General features: G+C 63.6%; 19 protein-coding genes. 10 read left to right on the top strand and 9 right to left on the bottom strand.

Features of this window, described 5'->3' with window-relative positions; all coding sequences use genetic code 11:
* Window positions 1–676 (top strand): abortive infection family protein (locus DQW77_RS12255; protein ID WP_113258522.1); only part of this gene is annotated, 676 nt, incomplete at its 5' end.
* 112 nt (window positions 677–788) lie between these two features.
* On the opposite strand, the gene glnT is transcribed toward DQW77_RS12255, so the two are convergent.
* The 5 genes from glnT to DQW77_RS12280 form a co-directional block, all read right to left on the bottom strand.
* The gene (glnT, locus tag DQW77_RS12260) at window positions 789–2120 is read right to left on the bottom strand and encodes a type III glutamate--ammonia ligase (RefSeq protein ID WP_113258574.1); all 1332 of its coding nucleotides are present in this window, start codon (window positions 2118–2120) and stop codon (window positions 789–791) included.
* A 50-nt stretch (window positions 2121–2170) separates the two neighbouring features.
* The gene (locus tag DQW77_RS12265; protein ID WP_113258523.1) at window positions 2171–3517 is read right to left on the bottom strand and encodes an FMN-binding glutamate synthase family protein; all 1347 of its coding nucleotides are present in this window, start codon (window positions 3515–3517) and stop codon (window positions 2171–2173) included.
* Window positions 3518–3527: 10 nt separating this feature from the next.
* Window positions 3528–4205 (bottom strand): protein GlxC, encoded by a 678-nt coding sequence (locus DQW77_RS12270; protein ID WP_113258524.1) that lies wholly within the window; start codon window positions 4203–4205, stop codon window positions 3528–3530.
* Window position 4206: 1 nt separating this feature from the next.
* Complete coding sequence (locus tag DQW77_RS12275; protein ID WP_113258525.1) at window positions 4207–5103, bottom strand: glutamine amidotransferase family protein; 897 nt, start codon at window positions 5101–5103, stop codon at window positions 4207–4209.
* A 106-nt stretch (window positions 5104–5209) separates the two neighbouring features.
* Window positions 5210–5920, bottom strand: a complete 711-nt coding sequence (locus DQW77_RS12280) for a response regulator transcription factor (protein WP_113258526.1) — start codon at window positions 5918–5920, stop codon at window positions 5210–5212.
* 390 nt (window positions 5921–6310) lie between these two features.
* Here DQW77_RS12280 and DQW77_RS12285 point away from each other — a divergent pair, with 390 nt between their 5' ends.
* Window positions 6311–7075, top strand: coding sequence for a redoxin domain-containing protein (locus DQW77_RS12285; RefSeq protein ID WP_113258527.1), 765 nt, complete (start codon window positions 6311–6313; stop codon window positions 7073–7075).
* Here the strand turns inward: DQW77_RS12285 and DQW77_RS12290 are convergent.
* On the bottom strand, window positions 7072–7704 hold the full coding sequence (locus DQW77_RS12290; RefSeq protein WP_113258528.1) for an XRE family transcriptional regulator: 633 nt from the start codon (window positions 7702–7704) through the stop codon (window positions 7072–7074). The two genes, DQW77_RS12285 and DQW77_RS12290, sit on opposite strands and share 4 nt — an antisense overlap.
* Window positions 7705–7912: 208 nt before the next feature.
* Between DQW77_RS12290 and DQW77_RS12295 the strand changes: the two genes are divergently transcribed.
* Complete coding sequence (locus DQW77_RS12295) at window positions 7913–8965, top strand: zinc-dependent alcohol dehydrogenase family protein (RefSeq protein WP_113258529.1); 1053 nt, start codon at window positions 7913–7915, stop codon at window positions 8963–8965.
* 440 nt (window positions 8966–9405) lie between these two features.
* On the opposite strand, the gene ndk is transcribed toward DQW77_RS12295, so the two are convergent.
* Window positions 9406–9828, bottom strand: coding sequence for a nucleoside-diphosphate kinase (ndk, locus tag DQW77_RS12300; protein WP_113258575.1), 423 nt, complete (start codon window positions 9826–9828; stop codon window positions 9406–9408).
* A gap of 173 nt (window positions 9829–10001) precedes the next feature.
* On the opposite strand from ndk, the gene DQW77_RS12305 reads away from it, so the two are divergent.
* From DQW77_RS12305 to DQW77_RS12325, 4 genes are all read left to right on the top strand, one after another.
* On the top strand, window positions 10002–11855 hold the full coding sequence (locus tag DQW77_RS12305) for an ABC-F family ATP-binding cassette domain-containing protein (protein ID WP_113258530.1): 1854 nt from the start codon (window positions 10002–10004) through the stop codon (window positions 11853–11855).
* A gap of 298 nt (window positions 11856–12153) precedes the next feature.
* Window positions 12154–12780: a MarC family protein gene (locus DQW77_RS12310; protein WP_113258531.1), complete on the top strand. Its 627-nt coding sequence runs from the start codon at window positions 12154–12156 to the stop codon at window positions 12778–12780.
* Between the two features lie 76 nt (window positions 12781–12856).
* Window positions 12857–13438: a TIGR02281 family clan AA aspartic protease gene (locus tag DQW77_RS12315; protein WP_113258532.1), complete on the top strand. Its 582-nt coding sequence runs from the start codon at window positions 12857–12859 to the stop codon at window positions 13436–13438.
* A gap of 343 nt (window positions 13439–13781) precedes the next feature.
* On the top strand, window positions 13782–14219 hold the full coding sequence (locus DQW77_RS12325; RefSeq protein ID WP_113258534.1) for a hypothetical protein: 438 nt from the start codon (window positions 13782–13784) through the stop codon (window positions 14217–14219).
* Between the two features lie 214 nt (window positions 14220–14433).
* On the opposite strand, the gene DQW77_RS12330 is transcribed toward DQW77_RS12325, so the two are convergent.
* Together DQW77_RS12330 and DQW77_RS12335 are read right to left on the bottom strand one after the other, a co-directional pair.
* The gene (locus tag DQW77_RS12330) at window positions 14434–14892 is read right to left on the bottom strand and encodes a DNA polymerase III subunit chi (RefSeq protein ID WP_113258535.1); all 459 of its coding nucleotides are present in this window, start codon (window positions 14890–14892) and stop codon (window positions 14434–14436) included.
* A gap of 4 nt (window positions 14893–14896) precedes the next feature.
* Window positions 14897–16369, bottom strand: a complete 1473-nt coding sequence (locus DQW77_RS12335) for a leucyl aminopeptidase (RefSeq protein WP_113258536.1) — start codon at window positions 16367–16369, stop codon at window positions 14897–14899.
* Window positions 16370–16554: 185 nt separating this feature from the next.
* On the opposite strand from DQW77_RS12335, the gene lptF reads away from it, so the two are divergent.
* The 3 genes from lptF (at window position 16555) to DQW77_RS12350 (ending at window position 21034) form a co-directional block, all read left to right on the top strand.
* Complete coding sequence (gene lptF, locus DQW77_RS12340; protein WP_113258537.1) at window positions 16555–17679, top strand: LPS export ABC transporter permease LptF; 1125 nt, start codon at window positions 16555–16557, stop codon at window positions 17677–17679.
* On the top strand, window positions 17676–18767 hold the full coding sequence (lptG, locus tag DQW77_RS12345) for an LPS export ABC transporter permease LptG (RefSeq protein ID WP_113258538.1): 1092 nt from the start codon (window positions 17676–17678) through the stop codon (window positions 18765–18767). The genes lptF and lptG overlap by 4 nt, the downstream gene beginning before the upstream one ends.
* Before the next feature lie 80 nt (window positions 18768–18847).
* Window positions 18848–21034 (top strand): LPS-assembly protein LptD, encoded by a 2187-nt coding sequence (locus tag DQW77_RS12350; RefSeq protein ID WP_258523850.1) that lies wholly within the window; start codon window positions 18848–18850, stop codon window positions 21032–21034.
* Window positions 21035–21040 lie beyond the last annotated feature (6 nt).

Raw genomic sequence — 21040 nt, forward strand, 5'->3', positions numbered from 1 at the left:
TGACGTTTCCATCAGTAACACCTGCTCTTCCTCCGTGCCAAAGCGCACGGATGTTAACAATGCAGGTGGGTCAGTTTTAGATGATCATACCCACCCAAGTGGGTCACTTTTGCATGCCGATTCACATTCGTGGTCCATTCGCCGAGGCCACGTTACTGACGCCTTCATACCGCTATTGACCTTCCTCGAGTCAGGTGGCGGCGCGGCAGACGCCACGATCACAGACGGTCTTGATGTCTATGATGCTCCTGCTGTCCAAGCTTTTTGGGCGAAGGCTTTGGAGAGGCGAACAACCGACCCTGACGGCGCCGTGACCGCCGCAAGTACGCTCCTTGAAGAGATCTGCAAACACATCATCGAGGACAGCGGTGCAAAGTGGGAGGCGAAATGGAATGTGCCGAAACTCTATTCTGAAGCCGCAAAAGTTTTAAAACTCGCACCATCGCAGCACCAAGAAGAAGTGTTCAAAACGATTCTGGGAAACTGCCAGAGCGTCGTTCAAAGTATTGGTTCTTTGCGCAACAAAGGTGGTGATGCCCATGCTGGGGGGCGCTCACGAGTTCCGTTCAAGCCGCGTCATGCCGCTTTGACGGTTAACCTTGCTGGGTCCATGGCCCTGTTTCTGATTGAAACTTGGCAAGCGAGAGTTGAGGAACAACGGATCAGTGATCAATAGCCGTGGCAGAATTCTGAAGCAGACATTCGCGCAGCCTCAGTAAACGGCAACTCCGTCCCGCATACCCGCCCTCGGCACAACACCGGTCCCGGCAGGCGCGGCGGAACCCGGATCAGATATCCAGCGTGTGCTCTTTTTCCCAGTTCGAGAAATGCGACACGAAGGACTCCCACTCCCGGTGCTTCATTCCGAGGTACGCTTCGGAAAACGGGCTGCCCATCATCTTCTTGAGTTCCTTGTCCTTATCGTATGTCCGAAGGGCATCCAGAAGGTTGAGCGGCAGTTTCGGCGCGCCACGCACCTTGTGGCCCTCGGCATACATGTCGATGTCGTAACGCTTCCCCGGATCGGCCTTGTGGTGAATGCCGGACATGCCTGCCGCGATGATCACCGCTTGCAGGAGATAAGGGTTGGCGGCCCCGTCCGGCAAGCGCAGTTCGAAGCGCCCCGGGCCCGGCACCCGCACCATATGGGTGCGGTTGTTGCCGGTCCAGGTCACGGTGTTGGGCGCCCATGTGGCGCCGGATGCAGTGCGCGGCGCGTTGATGCGCTTGTAGCTGTTGACCGTCGGATTGGTGATCGCCGCGAGGGCCGAGGCGTGTTTCATGATCCCGCCGAGGAAATGCGTGCCCTGTTCGCTCAGGCCCAGTTCCCCTGCCGGGCCGGTCCCCAGTTCGGTGGCAAAAACGTTTGTCCCGGCCTCGGAACCCGGTGCGTCCCAAACCGAGATATGCGCGTGGCATCCATTGCCGGTCAGCCCCTCGATCGGCTTGGGCATGAAGGTGGCGCGCAGGCCGTGTTTCTCGGCCACCGACTTGACCATGAACTTGAAGAAGGAATGCTTGTCCGCGGTGGCGAGCGCATCGTCGAAATCCCAGTTCATCTCGAACTGGCCATTGGCGTCCTCGTGATCGGTCTGATAAGGGCCCCAGCCCATTTCGAGCATGTAGTCGCAGACCTCGCGCACCACGTCGTAGCGTCGCATCACCGCCTGCTGGTCATAGCATGGCTTCTCGGCGGTATCGAAGGGATCGCTGATCCTGTCGCCCTCCGGCGTCAGCAGAAAGAACTCCGCCTCGACCCCGGTCTTGACATGAAGGCCCGCCCGCGCCGCGGTTTCGATCAGACGCCGCAGCACGTTGCGCGGGGCCTGCTCCACCTCGGCATCCTCCATCATCAGGTTGGCGGGCACCCAGGCGACCTCGGGCTTCCAGGGAAGCTGGATAACCGCCGCGGGATCGGGAACCGCCAACATGTCCGGATGCGCCGGGGTCATGTCCAGCCAAGTGGCGAATCCGGCAAAGCCCGCGCCTTCTTCCTGCATGTCACCGATCGCCTGAGCCGGGACCAGTTTGGCACGCTGCGCCCCGAAAAGATCGGTGAACGAAACCATGAAATACTTCACGCCGTTTTCCGCGGCGAAGGCGGCAAGGTCTCTTGTCATTTTCGTCATCCCTTTCCCTGTTGTCGGTTTTTGCGCAAGCGGCCTCTGACTCAGAAGTCCTGTCCCCTCTTGCCGGGCCACCAGTCGGTGCCGGCCAAGGGCACGCGGGCCATGGCAGCGGCCTCCATCGTCAGGGCGCACAGATCCTCCGGTTCCAGGTTGCGCACGTGGCTCTTGCCGCAGGCACGGGCCAGCGTTTGCGCCTCCAGCGTCATCACCTTGAGGTAATTGCGCAGGCGCCGCCCCGCCTCCACCGGGTCGAGGCGCGCGGCCAGATCCGGATCCTGGGTCGAGATGCCGGCCGGATCGCGGCCCTCGTGCCAGTCGTCATAGGCGCCCGCTGTGGTACCCATCCGCCGGTATTCCGCTTCCCATTTCGGGTCGTTGTCACCGATGGCCACCATGGCCGCGGTGCCGATGCTGGCCGCGTCCGCCCCGAGCGCGATCGCCTTGGCCACGTCGGCGCCGGAGCGGATACCGCCCGACACGATCAACTGCACCTCGCGGTGCAGGCCCATGTCCTGCAACGCGCGGACCGCCTCGGGAATGCAGGCAAGCGTGGGCTGGCCGACATGTTCGATGAAAACGTCCTGGGTGGCCGCAGTGCCCCCCTGCATTCCGTCAAGGACCACGACATCCGCACCCGCCTTCACGGCGAGTGTGGTGTCGAAATAGGGCCGGGCGCCGCCGATCTTGACATAGATCGGCTTTTCCCACCCGGTGATCTCGCGCAGCTCCAGAATCTTGATCTCCAGATCATCCGGCCCGGTCCAGTCCGGGTGCCGGCAGGCGCTGCGCTGGTCGATCCCCTCGGGCAGATCACGCATCTCGGCCACCCGCGGGCTGATCTTCTGGCCCAGAAGCATCCCGCCGCCGCCGGGCTTGGCCCCCTGCCCCACGACCACTTCGATCGCATCGGCCTTGCGGAGGTCCTCGGGGTTCATCCCGTAGCGTGACGGCAGGTATTGGTAGACAAGCTTGGTAGACTGCCCGCGTTCCTCGGGTGTCATGCCGCCATCACCGGTCGTGGTGGAGGTGCCGGCGGCCGACGCCCCGCGCCCGAGAGCTTCCTTGGCCTGGGCCGAGAGCGCGCCAAAACTCATTCCGGCGATGGTGATCGGTATGTCGATCTCGATGGGTCTTTTCGCATGGCGGGTTCCCAGTATGACATTGGTGTCACAGCGCTCCCGGTAACCCTCCAGCGGGTAGCGTGAAACGCTCGCCCCCAGAAACAGCAGATCGTCGAAATGCGGCACCCGCCGCTTGGCCCCGCCGCCGCGGATGTCGTAAATGCCCGTGGCCGCGGCGCGTCGGATCTCGGCATTGACCTCGGCGGTGAAAGTGGCCGACTGGATCGGCAAGGTACGCGGTGCGCCGGCGGGCTGGTCCTCGGCCATGGGCCTCTCCTCAATAGGCGTTGTCGATATCGAAATGGTACAGCCCGCGGGCCGAGCCGTAACGTCTGAAATCCTCGGGGCGGGCATTCATGCCAGCCCGGTCCAGAAGCCCCGCCAGAAGCTCCAGGTGCTCGGGGCGCATTTCCTTCTCGACGCAATCGGCGCCAAGGCCCTTTGCCCGTCCGCGCAGGAAGAGCCGCGCCTCGTAGATCGAATCCCCGAGGGCGTCCCCGGCATCCCCGCAAATCACGAGGTTGCCTTTCTGTGCCATGAAAGCCGACATGTGACCGACATCGCCCCCCACCACGATGTCGATCCCCTTCATCGAGATACCGCACCGCGAACTGGCGTTGCCGCGGATGACCAGCAGCCCGCCATGCCCTGTGGCCCCGGCATACTGGCTGGCGTCGCCTTCCACGATCACGGTCCCGGACATCATGTTCTCGGCCACGCCCGGTCCGGCGCTTCCGGTAATCCGGATCGTGGCGCGGCTGTTCATGCCCGCACAATAATACCCGGTGGACCCATGCACCGTGACATCGAGCGGCGCATCAAGCCCCACCGCGAGGGCGTGACTGCCGCGCGGATTGACCACTTCCCGGGATGTCTCGTTGGTATCGGGGCCCTGCCCCTGAAGGGCAGCGTTCAGATCGCGAAGGCCCATCGATTCAAGATCGAACGTCTGCATTTCAGTGCTTCCAGAAATAGACCGTGGCGGGTTCGGGCTCCCATACGCGGGCAATGTCGATACCCGGAAGCCCCACCAACGCGCGGTATTCGCTGCCAAAGGCAACATATTGATCGGTTTCGGCCATCACGGCGGGCTTGCAGGCGATCGGGTCACGTACGACACCGAAGCCGTCACGCGTGCCGACGACAAACGTGTAAAACCCGTCAAGATCGGCCAGCCCGCTTTCCAGAGCCCGGCCCAGGCTGCTGCCCTGCTGCATCTCGCGCGTCAGGTAGGCGGCCGCGACCTCGGTGTCATTCTCGGTTTCCACAGCGACCCCTTCACGCGCCAGCTTCCGGCGCAGGGAATTGTGATTGGACAACGATCCGTTATGCACGAGGCATTGATCCGCCCCTGTCGAGAATGGATGCGCGCCCAGCGTGGTCACCGCCGATTCCGTGGCCATGCGGGAGTGCCCGATCCCGTGCGTGCCCTGTAGTCCGGGGATGTCGAACCGTTTGGCCACATCGCCGGGCAGGCCGACCTCCTTGTATATCTCGATGGTCTCGCCGGCGCTCATGACGCGGATGTCCGGGCGCAGGTCCCGAAGGGCGGTCCGCCCCCGGTCAAGCATTTCCCGCGGCAGTCCGATCACCGCATGGCTGTCCTTGACGGTCATCGCCACATCGGCCCCGACAACACCGGATATTTCCCGGTCAAGCCCTTCGAAATCCGATGGATCGGCGGCCTGAACCGTCAGCTTTGCCTGCCCCGGCTCCCGGCCCGGGGTGTAAACGGCGAGTCCTGCGCTGTCGGGGCCACGATCCGTCATCGTGACAAGCATTTCGGTCAGCATCGCACCGAGTTCGGGGCGCAAGCCATCATCCTTGAGAAACAGGCCGACAATTCCGCACATCAGTATAGACCCCGTGAATCACGCTCCGCCGGAGTTTATCCGCCAACCTGATGGATTTCAATTAAAAGAATTAAATTTTCACTAGGGGAAACCACGCCAGACGGCATCACACGACCAGCATGTATCCGCGGCCGTGAACTGTCTTTATTCGCAGGCTCCCGTCGTCGTCGGAAAACAGCTTGCGGCGCAGACGGCTGACGATCCCGTCGACCGAGCGATGATTTACCGACCAGTCGCTGCCGCGCACCGATTCGATGATCCTGTCGCGTGAAAGGACAGAGTTGCTCTGTGCAGCCAGCGCACACAGCACATCGAATTCCAGCGCCGTCAGGTTCACCGGTTGACCGGCGAGTGAAACACTGCGCGCGATTGCGCAGATCTCCAGGTCGCCCAGTTGCAGCAGATAGTGCTCGGGCAGCGGCCGCGGCGTCCTGAGCTCCGTCCGCACTGAAAGCACGCGACGCATGACCGACCTGGCCCGCGCGCACATTTCTTTCGGTCGGACAGGCTTGCTCAGGTAATCGTCGGCGCCCATTTCCAGCGCCAGGACCACATCCACCTCGTCATTGCTGTGCCCAAGGACCATGATGCCCGACGATGTATCCTGCCGCAGTTCGCGCACGATTTCCAAGCCGTCCATGCCCCACGCCCGCGATCCGATAAAGCAGATGTCCACGCCCTTCTGCACAACCGTATCCTTGACCATATCCGCCCGCTGACAGGTCAGCGCCGAAATACCTTCGGACTTCAGGCGTTCGACAATCAGCTCCTGCGTCTCCTGATCCTCGTCCAGGACCAGCGCGGTGTTCGTTGGCATTTCAAGCCCTTTCTTGCGTCAGTGGTGGCCAATTCCCTTTACCCGCGGGGCGCCGCCGATCTGGAAACCGCCGAAAATAACCCGATCACCGAACAATCACAAATGGTGAGTCTGCATACCCGCTTTTGCAACCTGTCATGGCAACCCATCACTCATTGATGCGTTTCGGTTTCCAGGCGAGTCCTGCCGAAGCGCCTGAACGCTTGGACATTTACCTAGAGGGAGGACAACCATGACAAGAATGCAGTCTGCTCCAAATGCACAATAACGATAACACATTTACACAAATTTAGACAATCCCGCCAAACTCCTGCCGATACCGCCAACTAGACCGATCGCCACGGGGCCAATCAGGTCTTCACATGCAACCTCAATCGCAGGAGATGGAGAATGACGATACAGTTCTTTTCGCCCCGTGGTCCGGGGAACGAGATACTCAAGCTCCCCCGCGCTTATCGTCGAAGCGTCAAGTGGCTGCCGCAGATCGGCGACATCGTTCCCGACTTCACCGTCGCCACGACGCAGGGCGAACTGGGGTTCTGGGAATGGGCCTCGGGAAGCTGGGTTCATCTGTTCAGCCATCCGGCGGCTTTCACGCCTGTCTGCACGACCGAGGTCGCATCGCTGGCTTCCTATGATGCCGCCTGGGAAGCAAACAATGTCAAGGTGCTTGGCCTGACCGGCTCGACGGTGCCGGAACTGAAGGCCTGGCACCAGGAAATCGAGGAATTCTTCGATACCCGGGTAACGTTTCCGACCGCGCACGATCCCGGGCTGCAATTGTCACGGCTCTTCGGGATGATGCACGAGAAAGAGTCGCAGGATTGGGCCATCCGCAAGAGCTTCGTCATAGACCCCGCGCTGCGCCTGCAGATGATCTTCGAATATCCGATCTTCGTGGGCCGCAACACCGAAGAGATCCTGCGCGTGATACAGGCGCTGCAACTGCGCGCCAAGACCGGCGCCGCCACACCTTCGGACTGGTACAGCGGCGATGTCGCGATCATACCGGACGATGTTTCCGAAGAAGAGGTTTGGGCGCATTTCGGCACCACCTCGACGCAACTCAGGAAATACCTCCGGGTTGCTCTGCCCCGGGCTCGCGGCCAGAACCCGCTTAGTCCGGTGCGCTACGCGCTTGATGCGCCCGATTAACCGCCGCCCTGCGGATAGGAAATGACCGACAGATACCGGATCGGAAGGCTGATCAATTCCTCGGGGCCATGTGCCGCATCCGCATCAAAGAACAGGCTGTCGCCCGGGCGCAGATGGAAACTCCGGTCCCCGTGCCGGTATCCGACCTCTCCTTCGAGAATATACAGAAGCTCGATCCCCGGGTGCTGGAACGTCGGAAAAATGTCGGACGCCTCGTTGAGGGTGATCAGATAGGGCTCCACGACCACGCCGCTGGTATTGGCCCCAAGATGCCCAAGAAGATTGTACTGATGCCCAGCCCGAGTTCCCGCGCGCTCGATCTCTACCGCCTCGCCCGCGCGCATGTGCACTGCTTCTCGGCGCTCCTCGAATCGTCGGAAAAAGGCGGTCAGAGGCATATCCAGAGCCTCGGAAAGAGCCTGCAGCGTGGTCAGGGACGGAGATGTGACACCGTTCTCGATCTTTGACAGCATGCCCACCGACAACCCGGCCGCCGCGGCCAGATCGGCCACCGTATGCCCGCGCCGATGCCGGCAATCGCGAACCTCGCGGCCGATCGCCGTTTCCAGGTTCTTTTCCTTGCGTTCGCGTGTCCCGTGCGGGTCCTGACGCAGCGGCGGTTCCTTCATTGTGCGATCCTCCTGCCGGGTGGCCCCGCAGCATAGCCACCCCCGGTCGTCCTGTCATGCCCGTTCCCGGGGCACGATCACGACGGCAAGGATTGCCACCACAAACGACATGCCGCGGCAATTTACGACGTTTGACTGTCGCATCCACGCTATTGCGCCGTCCGGCTGCAGGGTATGCAGCAGCGAAACACCATTTGCAGGCTTGTACATGAAGGCCGCCCTGATAACCGAATTCGATGGGTCCGTCGATCTGGAAGTGGTCGCGGATCCCACCTGCCCGCGCGACGGCGCCGTCATCGCGATACGTGCCTGCGGCGTTTGCCGTTCCGATCACCACGCCTGGAAAGGGGCCGATCCCGATGTCGTGCTCCCGCACGTGATGGGCCATGAATTCGCCGGCGAAGTCCTGGAAACCGGGCCTGAATGCCACCGGTTCCGCATCGGGGACCGCGTGACCGCGCCATTCATCCTCGGATGCGGCAGTTGCCCGGATTGCCGCGGCGGTGATCCGACGATCTGCGATCACCAGCAGGTGATCGGCTTCACCGGCTGGGGTGCTTTCGCGGAACGTCTGGCGGTACAGCATGCCGATTTCAACCTTGTCCGCCTGCCCGAAACCGTCGATTTCGTATCCGCGGCAGGCATGGGATGCCGGGTGACGACCGCGTTCCGCGCCGTGGTGGACCGGGGCACACTGGCTCCGGGCGAGTGGCTGGCCGTGCACGGCTGTGGCGGCGTGGGCCTTTCGGCGGTGATGATCGGGGCGGCGATTGGGGCACGGGTTCTTGCCGTGGACATCAACCCGCAGGCGCTTGCGATGGCCCGTGACCTGGGTGCGACCGAAACCATTGATGCCGCCGCGGCAGCACCGGATGTGGGCGACGCCGTGCGTGACGCCACCGATGGCGGTGCGCATGTCTCGGTTGAGGCCCTGGGCTTGACCGAAACTTTCGGAAACTCGCTGCGCGGTCTGCGCAAACTGGGCCGGCATGTCCAGATCGGAATGCCTGTGGGTGCCCACGCCACGCCGTCCCTGCCCCTGCTGGAACTGGTCTACGCCCGCCAGATCAGCCTCGTGGGGTCGCGCGGGATCGGCGCGGCGCGATTCTCGGCGCTGTTCGACATGGTTGCGGCCGGACGGCTGGATCCCGGCGCCCTGGTGACCGCGCGTATCCCGCTCAGCGGCGCGGGTGAGGCCCTGCGCGCGATGGACGAATTCCGTGGCCATGGCGTCACCGTGATCGACAGGATGGACGCATGATATTGCCGCGTTTTTACCGGATTTAGACCAGACGCACGCCCGTTTCCACTGCAACACTGCCGGGATAACTCAAGCGCCGGTCAGGCGCGGCCTGACCCGCTTCGATAACAAAGGAGCAGTCCAATGGCATCCGCCGCCACCAGTCAAGACCACACGGAGCCCGCCAAGCCCGAAAGGCCCGCCCCCGCCCCCACGCCGGGGACGACACCCGCCACACCCGCGCCGGCTGCGCGGACGATCTCGAGGCAGGTGTTCAACGACTTCGCGTCGATCTGAGCCTCGGGCGGCAGCGCCCCGCGCGGCCAAGCACACGATGATCAGGCAGGCCAAAAGCCAGTGACGGCAAAGCGCCTCGACCTTTCCGGCTCGACAGGAACCGGACCGGAAAGAAAAGGACCGCCCCGCCGGGACGGCCCATGCGCGGTGCCATCGGCGACGGATCAGCCGACCAGTTCGAGCCCCGAGAAGAAGTAGGCGATCTCGGCGGCAGCGGTTTCAGGCGCATCGGACCCGTGAACCGAGTTCTCGCCCACCGATTCCGCGAATTCGGCCCGGATCGTGCCCGGCGCGGCATCAGCCGGGTTGGTGGCGCCCATCACTTCGCGGTTCTTGGCGATGGCGCTCTCGCCCTCGAGAACCTGCACGACAACCGGCGCCGAGGCCATGAATTCGCACAGTTCGCCGTAGAAGGGGCGTTCCTTGTGAACCGCGTAGAAGACACCGGCCTGCGCCGGGGTCAGCTGGATACGCTTCTGCGCGATGATGCGCAGGCCGGCCTCCTCGAACTTGGCGTTGATCTTGCCGGTCAGGTTGCGGTTGGTGGCATCGGGTTTGATGATGCTCAGGGTGCGCTCAATCGCCATTATCAGCCTCTTTTCCGTTCGGGTTCCGCGGGCCGGCCCCCTGCCCGCCCTCCTTGGATCGCGGCTCCGATAGCATGGGGCGAACGGGTTGAAAAGCCGCATCTTGACACCGCCGGCGCCCCCGGCCCCTTGCCCGATTGACAGCCCCGGCCACCTGCGCCACACCCGCGCCCATGCTACGCATCGAAGACATCTCCTACTCGGTCGCCGGCCGGCCGCTTCTCGAACACGGTTCGGCCACCATACCGGATGGTCACAAGGTGGGAATCGTCGGGCGCAACGGGACCGGCAAGACGACGCTCTTCCGCCTGATCCGTGGCGAACTGGCGCTCGAGTCGGGCCGGATCATCCTGCCGCCACGGGCTCGGATCGGCGGCGTCGCGCAGGAGGTGCCCGGCAACGAGGTGTCGTTGATCGACACTGTGCTGGCGGCCGACACCGAGCGGGCGGCGCTTCTGGACGAGGCCGAAACCGCCACGGAAGGCACCCGCATCGCCGAGGTGCAGACCAGGCTGGCGGATATAGACGCGTGGGGCGCGCCGGCCCGTGCCGCGTCCATCCTCAAGGGGCTGGGCTTTACCGACGCCGAGCAGGCGCAGCCATGCTCGGCCTTCTCGGGCGGCTGGCGGATGCGGGTGGCGCTTGCGGCGGTGCTCTTTGCACAGCCGGATCTGCTGTTGCTGGACGAGCCCACCAACTACCTCGATCTGGAGGGCGCGCTGTGGCTGGAAAGCTATCTTGCCCGCTACCCCCACACGGTGCTGATCATCAGCCATGACCGCGGGCTCCTGAACCGCGCCGTTGGCCATATACTGCATCTGGAGGACCGCAAGCTGTCGCTTTACAACGGCCCCTACGACACGTTCGCCACAACCCGGGCGGCCCGGGTGGCCGCCGCCGAATCCGAGGCCAAGAAACAGGAGGCGCGCCGCGCGCATCTGCAATCCTACGTCGACAGGTTCCGCTACAAGGCCGACAAGGCCCGTCAGGCGCAGGCCCGGATCAAGGCCCTGGCGCGCATGCAGCCGATCACCCGCCCGCAGGAGGCCGCATTGCGTGCCTTTTCGTTTCCGGAACCAGAGGAACTTTCGCCGCCCATCGTCCGGTTGGAAAACACGGCGGTGGGGTATGATGGCAAGGCCGTGCTGTCCCGTCTGGATCTGCGTATCGACCAGGATGACCGGATCGCGCTTCTGGGGCGCAATGGTGAAGGCAAATCGACCCTGTCCAAGCTGCTGTCCGGCCGGCTGGACCCGATGGACGGGCGCATTCACGCCGCCTCCAAGCTGCGCGTGGGCTATTTCGCGCAACACCAGGTCGAGGAGTTGCGGCCCGCCGAGACGCCCATCGACCATATCCGCCGCCTGCGCCCGGGTGAGGCGCCGGCGAAACTGCGTGCGCGGCTTGGCGGGTTCGGCATCGGGGCGGAACAGGCGGATACGACCGTCGGGCGCCTTTCGGGCGGTCAGAAGGCCAGGCTCAGCCTGATGATCGCGACGATCGACGCGCCGCACATGCTGATCCTCGACGAACCGACCAACCACCTCGACATCGAGAGCCGCGAGGCGCTGGTCGAGGCGCTGACCGCCTATACTGGTGCGGTGATCCTCGTCAGCCACGACATGCACCTTCTCAGCCTGGTGGCCGATCGGCTCTGGCTGGTCAAGGACGGCCGGGTTGCGCCTTATGACGGCGATCTGGAAAGCTATCGCGCGTTGCTGTTGAGCGCCGACAAGCCCGCCGCCCCGTCGAAATCGCGCAAACCCGCCAAGCCGGCGCGCCCCGCGCGCGACGCGCTGCAGGCCCTGCGCCAGGACGTGCGCAAATGCGAGCAACGGGTCGAAAAACTGAACGAGATGCGCGACCGGCTGGCGACCAAGCTCGGTGATCCCGCCCTTTACGATCCCGACCGCGCCGACGAGGCCCAGGTCTGGCAACGCAAATATGCCGAGGTGATGGAGGGGCTCGAACGCGCCGAGGCCCTGTGGATGAAGGCACTCGAGAAACTCGAAAACGCTGAAGGCTGAGGGCTGCCCGCCTTGGGCCGGCGCTACAGCGCGTCGGCCGCGTGGATGCTTTCCCGCGGGGCCATGGCCCGCGCGGAGCCGTCATGAGAAAATCAAACGGTGCACCCAAGCCGGAACCCACAACACCGCGGCCTCGGCAAAACGGGCGGCATGGGATCGTGCCGTATCCCGATCCGGCCGGCGTTCCGGCTCAAGGGTATGGAATTCGCCGAGTCCCGGCATGCCGCACCTTCTGCGGCGCTTGCACATCACCCGGTCGCGTCCTAGGCATGCCTTCAGCATACACGAGAAACCCGCCATGGACCCCGCCTTTCTGATCACCGCCTTCGTCACGCTTTTCGTGATCATCGATCCGATCGGCATGACACCGCTTTTCGTGGCGCTGACTCAGGGCATGACAGCGCACCGCCGCCGCGCCATCGCATTCAGGGCCTGCATCACGTCGGTCCTGATCCTGACGCTCTTTGCCGCCTTCGGCGAGGCGGTGCTGGGCTTCGTCGGCATCTCCATGCCCGCCTTCCGCATCGCCGGGGGCATTCTTCTGTTTCTCACCGCGCTCGACATGCTCTTCGAGCGCCGCACCAAGCGCCGCCAGACCCGCGTGGAGGAAGAGGAGGAGGACGACAGCGACGATCCCTCGATCTTTCCGCTGGCCATCCCGCTCATTGCCGGTCCGGGCTCGATCGCCTCGGTGATACTGCTCACCGGGCAGCAGCCGGGCCTTGCGGGGCTGGCCTGGGTGGTGGGCGTCATGGTGGTGGTGATCGCGCTGGTGCTGATCCTTTTCCTCGCCGCCGGGCTTCTGGAACGCGCTCTGGGGCGGACCGGCATCATCGTGGTCACGCGGCTTCTGGGAATGCTGCTGGCGGCGCTGGCGGTGCAGTTCGTGCTTGACGGGCTGCGCGGCTTCGGGATCGCGGCCTGAGCTTTCGGACAGCGGCCTTTCACTGCGCAGCCAACACGCCTATATCCCTTTTCATGGCCCCTGGGAAATACCGCAAATGACCGATTTCGATACCGCACACCTTGTCTACCTTGTCATGCTCGGCTGCGCGGTGGTGTTCTGGTTCATGGCCTCCAATCGTGAAAGCATGGGCCGTGTCGCACAGCAAGCCGTTGTCTGGGGGCTGATATTTCTCGGGGTCATCGCCGCAGTCGGCCTGTGGGACGATATCCGGCAGACGGTGCGCCCCGGTCAGGCCGTTTTCTCGGATGGCAATCGTATCGAGCTGCCGCGCGCACCGGACGGTCACTACTACCTTACCGCTCAGGTGAACGGGACACCGGTGGACTTCGTCATCGACACCGGCGCCACGCAGATCGTTCTGACGCAAGACGATGCCCGGGCCGCGGGCATCGACCCGGACAGGCTGGCTTTCGTCGGCCGCGCCTATACCGCCAACGGGGAGGTGCGCACCGCCCCCGTGCGCCTCGAGAGTATCACGATCGGCCCGATCCGCGACACCGGCGTGCGCGCAGTGGTCAACGAGGGCGAGCTCGAGCAATCGCTTCTGGGCATGACCTACCTGCAACGCTTTTCAAGCGTCGAAATCGCCAATGGACAACTGGTGCTCACGCGGTGATGCGTTTCGGGATTGGTTCGAGACATATCCGGCAGCCTTGAATCCGATCCGGCGCGCGGCGGAATCACACAGATCACAGATTTCGGCAATGGTGTTGAATACCAACGTGAGAGAGCGTGCGCCGATCCGTCCGAGGTGTTGAACCCGGGGCAGATTTCCTTCTTCCATCCGATATATCTGGCCGGTGCCGGGTTCTGGCCGGGAGATTCCCGGTGTGGCCGCTTTCACATTCTTATTTCTGAATACCTTTGACTCAAATCAATGTGGATCCTCCCCGAGGCGCATAGCGTGATGCATAAGCTGACTTCTGGAATCACATTTCACTCTTCAAAGGAGACCCAAGATGCGAAAGACCTTCACCGCCGCGATGATCGCGCTCGCCGCGATGGCGCAGACCCCCGCCACCGCCCAGGAAGCGCCCGATCTCGTTACCATTCTGACCAGCGAAGACCCGCAAACACAGTTGATGAGCATGGTCCTCACGATGCAGTCTCTCAAGCAGGGTTCGACCACTTACACGCTGCTCTGCGGACCCGGCGGGGATCTGGCGCTTCGCGATGCGCCCGCCGCCGCCACCGGCCCGCAGAAGCCCAAGGGCATGAGTCCGCAGGGCCTGATGAAGATGATCATGGATCAGGGCGGCACCGTGGAGGTCTGCGCGATCTATCTTCCCAACAAGGGTGTCGGAATGGATGCGCTGCTCGACGGGGTGGGCTCGGCCAAGCCGCCGGCGATGGCGGCCCGGCTTCTGGCGGACGACACGCGCATCATGTCCTTCTGAACAGCGACCGGCAGGTGGCTTCGCCACGCGCGGGGCCCGCCTGTCCGTACACGCCGAACCGCCGCGGTGTTTCGCGAGGGCAGCCCGACACTTGATGGCGCCCCATTGGTGCGGCGGGTCAACGCACCCGCCCGCCTGTGACGCACACCCGGGATCATGTTCCAAGGGCGCTTGCCCCGTGGCACCGGCAGGGTATTGCCTGCAGGCGTCTTTTTCAGCTTTCGGCTTTTTTCTCCCATTTTCCCGATGCCTCGGACCAATACTGCGCCGCGCATCCGGCCCGGGTCAGCGCCTTCCACTGACTCCGCGCGGCCTGCACGGCCGTCTGGTCATTGCCGTCAAACAGAACGCATGCCCGATCAAGCGCCATCACCTCCTCGGGCGCCATGACGGCGCCATCCACGGTCATCAGACAGTTCGCTCCGTTGGGCATTTCCACTGCGGTGGTCAGCAGCACCGGCTGATCCGCCTCGTGCTGACGCCCGGCAAGACCATGCGGAAGAAATGTATCCTCCGCACCTTGCCACAGCTTCGCGTCAAGCCATTCCATCCTGTCCGGATCCGTCCCGCGAACGGCCACGCGCCATCCCGCCTGAAGAGCCTTTTCCAGCAACAGCGGCAGCGTCTCTTCCAGCGGTCGCCTGGTCAGGTGATAGAAATAGGCCGCGCCCATGGACTCAAGACGTCTCGAACTGCTCGCTCACCAGACGGTTGAGCGCCATAACGCCCCAGCCGGTGGCCCCCTTGGGAGCATGGGCCGTGTCCGATTTCACGCTCGCCACGCCAGCGATGTCGAGATGAATCCAGGGCATGTCCCGCTTGACGAACCGCGCCAGGAATTGCGCCGCCGTGATCGAGCCGGCAGGCCGCCCGCCGACATTCTTCATATCCGCGATACGGCTCTTGAGCATCTCGTCATAAGCCTCCCCGAGGGGCATCCTCCAGGCGCCTTCACCTTCCGCTTCGGCCGCCTTCAGGAAAGTGCCGCAGAACTTGTCATCGTTGGAGAAAACACCGGCTTTCTCGTGGCCGAGGCCGATTATGATCGCGCCGGTCAGCGTTGCCAAGTCGACCAACGCGGCCGGCTTGCAGACCTCCTGAGCGTACCACATCACGTCGGCCAGGACCAGCCGCCCCTCCGCGTCGGTGTTGATGACCTCAACCGTCTCACCTTTCATCGAGGTGATCACGTCCCCGGGACGCGTGGCGCGCTCCGAGGGCATGTTCTCGACCAGACCGACAAGCCCCACGACATTGGCAGCCGCCTTGCGCCGGGCCAACGCGTGCATCACGCCCGTGACGACACCCGCCCCGCCCATGTCCATGGTCATGTCCTCCATGCCGGCAGCCGGTTTCAGGCTGATTCCGCCGGTATCGAAGACGACACCCTTGCCGACCAATGCCAGCGGCGCGGCGTCCTTCGTGCCCCCACGCCAATGCATCACAGCGACCTTCGAGGGGCTTTCGCTGCCATGCCCGACCGCCAGCAGCGCGCCCATGCCAAGTTCGCGCAGGCGCGCCTCTTCCAGGATTTCCACCTCCACGCCCAGATCGCGCAGGCCCTCGATCCGTGTGGCGAACTCGGTGGTGGTCAGGTGGTTGGCGGGTTCATTGACCAGATCACGGGTCAGGAAAACACCTTCGGCCACCGCCGCGGCGGGACCATAGGCGGCCTCCGCGGCATCGCTGTCGGCCACCATCATCCGGACCTCGCCAGCATCCTTGTCCCCGGCCGTCTTGCGCGCCGTGAAATCGTAGGCCCGCAAAGACAGGCCAAGGGCCAGCTCCTCGGGCCGGCGCACCTGCCCGGCCAGGACCAGAAAGCTCTTGTGATCCTTGAGCTTTCCCAGGGCCGAGCCCGCCTTGCGCAGAAGGTCCGGCTTTGCGGTGCGTGGCAGGCAGACAATGTCAAGGGCTTCCGCGGCCATGCCGGTGGGCCACGAAAGGCTGATCACGTCGCCGGGTTTGGCATCCTCCATGACGCCGGCTTCTATCATCCGCTTGAGAGCCCCCTTCGTGAGACGATTGGCCCGCCGTGCCCCGGCATCCATGCGGCCATCGGGCGTGACAACGACAGCCACGCGTCCCTTGGCCGTTGCGATCTCCTCAAGGTCGGTGTCGTGGAATGTGACGGGGACGGGTTTGCTCATGGGATCGCTCCTGTTGTTCGCCTTTGGTAGAGGGCGTTGCCCCTTGGTCCGGCCGGACCGTGCCCGAAGTCCTAGCGCGGTGCCGCCGAGTTGACCAGATAGCAGTTTTCCCGGCGGCGCAATTGGGATACCCTCATCAAAAAGACGGGTACGGGGGATATTGATTGAGCAGATTCGACAGATACATGCTGTCGCAATTCATGATCCTGTTCGGCTTCTTCGCGCTGATCCTCGTGGCGATATTCTGGATCAACAAGGCGGTGCGGATGTTCGATCACCTGATCAGCGACGGACAGTCGGCGTGGGTCTTTCTGGAATTCACCGCGCTGACCCTGCCGGCGGTGATCGCGGTGGTGCTTCCCATCGCGGCCTTCGCGGCAGCCGTCTATGTCACCAACCGCCTGAGCACCGAGAACGAACTGACCGTCATGCAGGCCACCGGCTATTCGCATTGGCGGATGGCCCGGCCGGCGGCGATCTTCGGCCTGATCGTTGCGCTGATGATGTCGATCCTCACGCATGTCCTGGTTCCGGCGAGTGCCGAAAAGCTGCGCCTGCGCGAGGCCGAGGTTGCCCGCAATCTGACCGCCAAACTGCTCACCGTGGGGGAGTTCCTGCACCCGGCATCCGGCGTGACCTTCTATATCCGCAGCGTGACGCCCGAGGGCGAGCTGCAGAATGTGTTCCTGTCGGACCGCCGCGACCCGGAAAACCCGATTGTCTACACCTCGCCCCGTGCCTATCTGGTGCCCCAGGACGGGGGGACCAAACTGGTCATGGTCTCGGGGTTGGCGCAGTATCTGCGCGGCGACGGCGACCGGCTGTTCACCACTCATTACGATGACTTCTCCTATGACATCAGCAGCCTGATACCCGAAGGTGTGGCCAATCTGGACAAGGTGGAATTCGTTCCCACCGCCACGCTGCTCGCTGCCCCGGAGGCGGTGGCCGAACGCACCGGGGCCACACTCGGGCAGGTGGTTTTCGAAACCCACAGCCGAATCTCGGAAGCGGTCATCTGCGTGGCGGCCGCGCTGATCGGTTTCGCCGCGCTCCTCCTCGGCACGTTCAGCCGTTTCGGGGTGTGGTGGCAAATCGTTACCGCCTTCCTGCTGCTGGTGGCGATCAAGCTGGGCGAAGGGATGGTATCGGGGCCGGTGCTGGCCAATCCCGCCCTATGGCCGCTGATGTACCTTCCCGGGTTGGTCGGGCTGGCGACAGTGGCGGTACTGCTTTTCTTTGGATCGCGCGCGCTGGCACTCCGCCGGATTCTCGTTCTGGGCCGGTCTGCCCGGGGAGATCCGGCATGATTCTGGATTTCTACCTTGCTCGCAAGTTCCTGTGGACCTTTCTCGGCATGTTCTTCGTGTTCATGGTGTTGCTGGGGCTGATCGACCTGGTGGACGAATTGCAGGATTTCCCGGACCTGCCATTCGCCGAGGTTGTCCGGATCGTGCTGCTGAACATGCCGCAGGAAAACTACGAGTTCCTGCCACTGGTCCTGATCCTGTCGTCAGTGGCACTTTTCATGCGGCTGGCACGCAGTTCGGAACTGGTGGTTGTCAGGTCGGCCGGGCGCTCGGCGCTGCGCGGATTGCTGGCGCCGTTGACAGTTGCGCTGCTGATCGGGATGATCTCGGTCACGATGCTCAACCCGATCGTCGCCGGCACCGCCAAGCTTGCCAAGGACGTCGAGAACAGCCATGCCGAGGGTGGCACAAGTATTCTCGCGCTTTCTTCCGAAGGCCTGTGGCTTCGTCAGGGCGGCCCAACCGGGCAGACAGTCATTCATTCCGAACGCGCCAGCTCGGATCTCGATGTGCTTTTCGACACCACCTTCATCTCCTTTTCGCCCGACGGCGAGCCGCTGCGCCGCATCACCGCGCGGCGTGCCACGCTGGGCGAGGGCGAATGGCACGTCACGGATGCAAAGATCTGGGATCTGACCCCGGGGCGCAACGCCGAAGCCGCCGCACGCCGGCTGGAAACCCTCAGCGTCCCCTCCGAACTGACCCGCGACAGCATTGTCGACAGTTTCGGCAAGCCCGAATACATCCTGATCTGGGATCTGCCCGAATTCATCTCGCAACTGGAAGGCGCGGGCTTTTCGGCCCGGCGCTACGCCGTGTGGTTCCAGATGGAGTTGGCCCGCCCGATCTATCTCATGGCACTCGTTGTGATGACCGCGGCTTTCACCATGCGCCATGCCCGTCTTTCGAATGCGGGCGTTTCGGTCCTGTCGGCGGTGTTGCTTGGCTTCGGACTGCATTACATCCGGAACTTCGCACAGGTGCTGGGCGAGAACGGGCAAATACCGGTGATGCTGGCCGCATGGGCCCCACCGGTGGCGGGGCTGCTCATGGCGACCGGAATCTTCCTGCACATGGAGGACGGATGACGGCGTCACGCCCATATCGCCCACGCCTCCGAAGCGTCGCGATACCCTGTCGCAGGGAAGGATCCGGACGGGACGTCCTGTTGATCGCGATCCTCATGGTTGCGTTTGCGCTGCTCCTTGCGTTCGCTCCAGCCCGTCCGGCCACCGCACAGGCACAGGGGGCGGCGGCTGCACAACCGGCCATGCTGGTGGCGGACGACGTGCGCCTGAGCGGTGAAAACCGCCTCGAGGCGCATGGCAACGTCGAGGCCTATTTCCAGGGTCAGCGCCTCCGTGCAACCTCGATCACCTATGATCGCGCCACTGATCGGCTGGAAATCACCGGTCCCATCACCCTGACGGATGGCGGCTACACCACCGTCCTCGCCGATAGCGCCAGCCTCGATCGCGACATGCAGAACGGCCTTCTGCGCGGCGCCCGGATGGTCATGGACGAGCGCCTTCAGGTGGCCGGCGCCCAACTGAACCGCGAGGACGGGCGCCTTTCGCAGCTCTACAACGCCACTGTCACCTCCTGCCGGGTCTGCGAACATGGCCGCCCCCCGTTGTGGCAGATCCGGGCCAAGCGCGTTGTCCACGACAACCAGGCGCGGCAGCTTTACCTGCACAATGCGCAGTTCCGGATTCTGGACGTGCCGGTTTTCTACCTGCCGCGCCTGCGCCTGCCGGATCCCACGGTTGAGCGCGCGAGTGGCTTCCTTGTGCCTGTGATCCGCACCTCGAGCCTGCTCGGTACGGGTGTGAAGGTGCCCTATTTCCTTCGTCTGGGCGACCATGCCGACATCACCCTCACCCCGTATGTATCGGAAAAGACCCGGACACTGGAATTCCGGTATCGGCAGGCATTCAGCAATGGCGATCTGCGCCTCAACGGAGCGATCTCGGATGACGATCTTACCAATCGCGACACCCGCGGCTACCTTTTCGGAGAAGGCAGGTTCGACATCGGCAACGACTTCAAGCTCAACTTCGATGTCGAGCTTACCAGCGACGACGCCTACCTGGTCGATTACGGGTACTCCGGCAAGGATCGTCTTGAAAGCCAGATCGAACTGGAGCGCACCGACCGCAACACGTGGTTGCGCGGCGCAGTGACCGGGTTTCACAGCATCCGCGATGGCGAACAGAATTCGACCCTGCCCACCATAGTGGGCGACATCGCCTACGAACGGCGCATCTTCCCCGAGCGGACCGGCGGCGAAGTGCGCCTTACCGCCGAGGCCCACAGTCATTTCCGATCTTCCGATCTTGCCGTGGATGGTCCCGATTTCGATACCTTTGCAGACGGACGGGACGTGACCAGACTGACCACAGCCGCCGACTGGCGTCGAAGCTGGACCCTTGCCGGTGGGCTGCGCGGCACGGTGATGACCGGTCTTGCCATTGATCACTTCGAGATCCGGCAGGCCGGTGTGACGAGTGCCGGCTCGGCGACAGAATTGACACCTTCGACGGCGGTGCAGCTGCGCTGGCCGCTGATAAGGACGGGCACCGGGGGCGTCACCCATGTCGTCGAACCCGTGGCCCAACTGGCCTGGGTCGGCGGGTCGGATCCTTTCGTGCCCAACGACGAAAGCACCCGCAACGAATTCGACGAGGGCAACCTTTTCTCTTTGTCACGGTTCACCGAAACGGACCGGCGCGAACGCGGCGCCAGTGCAGCCTATGGTGTCACCTGGACACGGACCGATCCGCAAGGTTGGCACGGCAACCTGACCCTGGGCCAGGTGGTGCGCGAGGAACGGCAGACAGAGCCGGGTGGCGGCTTCAGCTTCACCCAGACATCGGGGTTGCGCGGTGACTACTCCGATCTGCTTGTTTCCGGGCAGGTGCACATGCCGTCCGGGTTCAGCTTGTTCGCACGCGGAATATTCGACCCGGAACTTGATACCGAGAAGGCCGAGGCGCGGGCATTCTGGTACACCGACAAGACGCAGTTCGGCGCATCCTACATTTGGCTCGGGGACGATCCGGCGGAAAACCGCAACGGTACGCTGTCGGAATGGGCCTTCAATGGCAGCTACCGCTTTACCCGCCACTGGACTGGCAGTGCTCAATGGCGTTATGACGTCGCCAACGACGAAAGCGTCACCGCCGGCGCCGGCGTGACCTACACCAACGAATGCGTGGAGGTATCGTTGTCGGCGCTGCGCCGCTTCACGTCGTCAACCGTGCTTGAACCTTCGACGGATATCAGCTTGACCGTCGGACTGCGCGGCTTCAGCACGCGAACCCAGGACAAGAGCTATGTCCGCACATGCAAGTAACAGGCA

The organism is Roseovarius sp. TE539, assembly GCF_003298505.1.
GTDB lineage: Bacteria > Pseudomonadota > Alphaproteobacteria > Rhodobacterales > Rhodobacteraceae > Roseovarius.